We start from the raw sequence: 1,329 nt of genomic DNA, 5'->3' as shown, positions 1-1,329 counted from the left end.
CCCCGATACCGGCGAACGCCGTTCGCAGCTCGTCCAGTTCGGCGACGAGGGTCCGGGTGAGCGCGCCGTGTTTCCGGGTGACGGCCTCCGGTCGTCACGGCTTCTGCGTCGGGCTCCGCTTGACTTGAGGCGACTCAAGTTTTATGCCGGAGATACAGGCATAAGAAGCCCGGTTCCCGCACCGTGCGCTGGTGGGCGGCGGTGGCGAGAGGAGGGACCACAGGTGGCACGAGCGGTAGGCATCGATCTGGGCACCACCAACTCCGTGGTGTCCGTGCTGGAGGCCGGCGAGCCCGCGGTCGTCGCCAATGCCGAGGGCGCCAGGACCACCCCTTCGGTGGTGGCGTTCGCCAAGAACGGTGAAGTGCTGGTGGGGGAGGTCGCCAAGCGGCAGGCGGTGACGAACGTGGAGCGCACCGTCCGCTCGGTCAAACGGCACATGGGCGAGGAGGGCTGGCGCTTCCCCGCCACGGGGGACGTGGACGGCAGGCGGTACGCCGCCCAGGAGATCTCCGCGCGGGTGCTGCAGAAGCTGAAGCGGGACGCCGAGGCGTACCTGGGCGAGAAGGTCACCGACGCGGTGATCACCGTCCCCGCCTACTTCAACGACCACGAGCGCCAGGCCACCAAGGAGGCCGGCGAGATCGCGGGCCTGAACGTCCTGCGCATCGTGAACGAGCCGACCGCGGCCGCCCTGGCCTACGGTCTGGAGAAGGACGACCAGACGATCCTGGTCTTCGACCTCGGCGGCGGCACCTTCGACGTCTCGCTGCTGGAGATCGGCGAGGGCGTGGTGGAGGTGAGGGCCACCAACGGCGACACGCACCTGGGCGGCGACGACTGGGACCAGCGGATCGTCGACCACCTGGTCAGGCAGTTCAAGAACGCCTACGGGGTCGATCTGGCCAAGGACAAGATGGCCGTCCAGCGGCTGCGCGAGGCGGCGGAGAAGGCGAAGATCGAGCTGTCCAGCTCGACCGAGACCACCATCAACCTGCCCTACGTCACCGCGTCGGCCGAGGGCCCGCTGCACCTGGACGAGAAGCTCACCCGGGTCCGGTTCCAGGAGCTGACCGCCGACCTGCTGGAGCGCTGCAAGGGGCCCTTCCACCAGGCCGTGAAGGACGCGCGGGTGCCGGTCTCCGAGATCGACCACGTGGTGCTGGTCGGAGGGTCCACGCGGATGCCCGCGGTGACGGACCTGGTCAGGGAGCTGACCGGCGGCAAGGAGGCGAACAAGGGCGTCAACCCCGACGAGGTGGTGGCCATCGGCGCCTCGCTGCAGGCCGGTGTCCTCAAGGGCGAGGTCAAGGACGTCCTGCTGCTGGA

General features: G+C 69.1%; 1 protein-coding gene. It reads left to right on the top strand.

Annotation, left to right across the window (positions count from 1 at the left end; all coding sequences use genetic code 11):
• Positions 1-223 precede the first annotated feature (223 nt).
• The coding region (locus LJ221_RS21130) for an Hsp70 family protein (protein ID WP_241718313.1) at positions 224-1,329 on the top strand (1,106 nt) is incomplete at its 3' end.

It is taken from the genome of Streptomyces sp. CNQ085, from assembly GCF_022614595.1.
GTDB lineage: Bacteria > Actinomycetota > Actinomycetes > Streptomycetales > Streptomycetaceae > Streptomyces.
The sequence above is the reverse complement of the archived record's forward strand: the minus strand, read 5'-3'. Positions and strand labels throughout refer to the sequence as shown.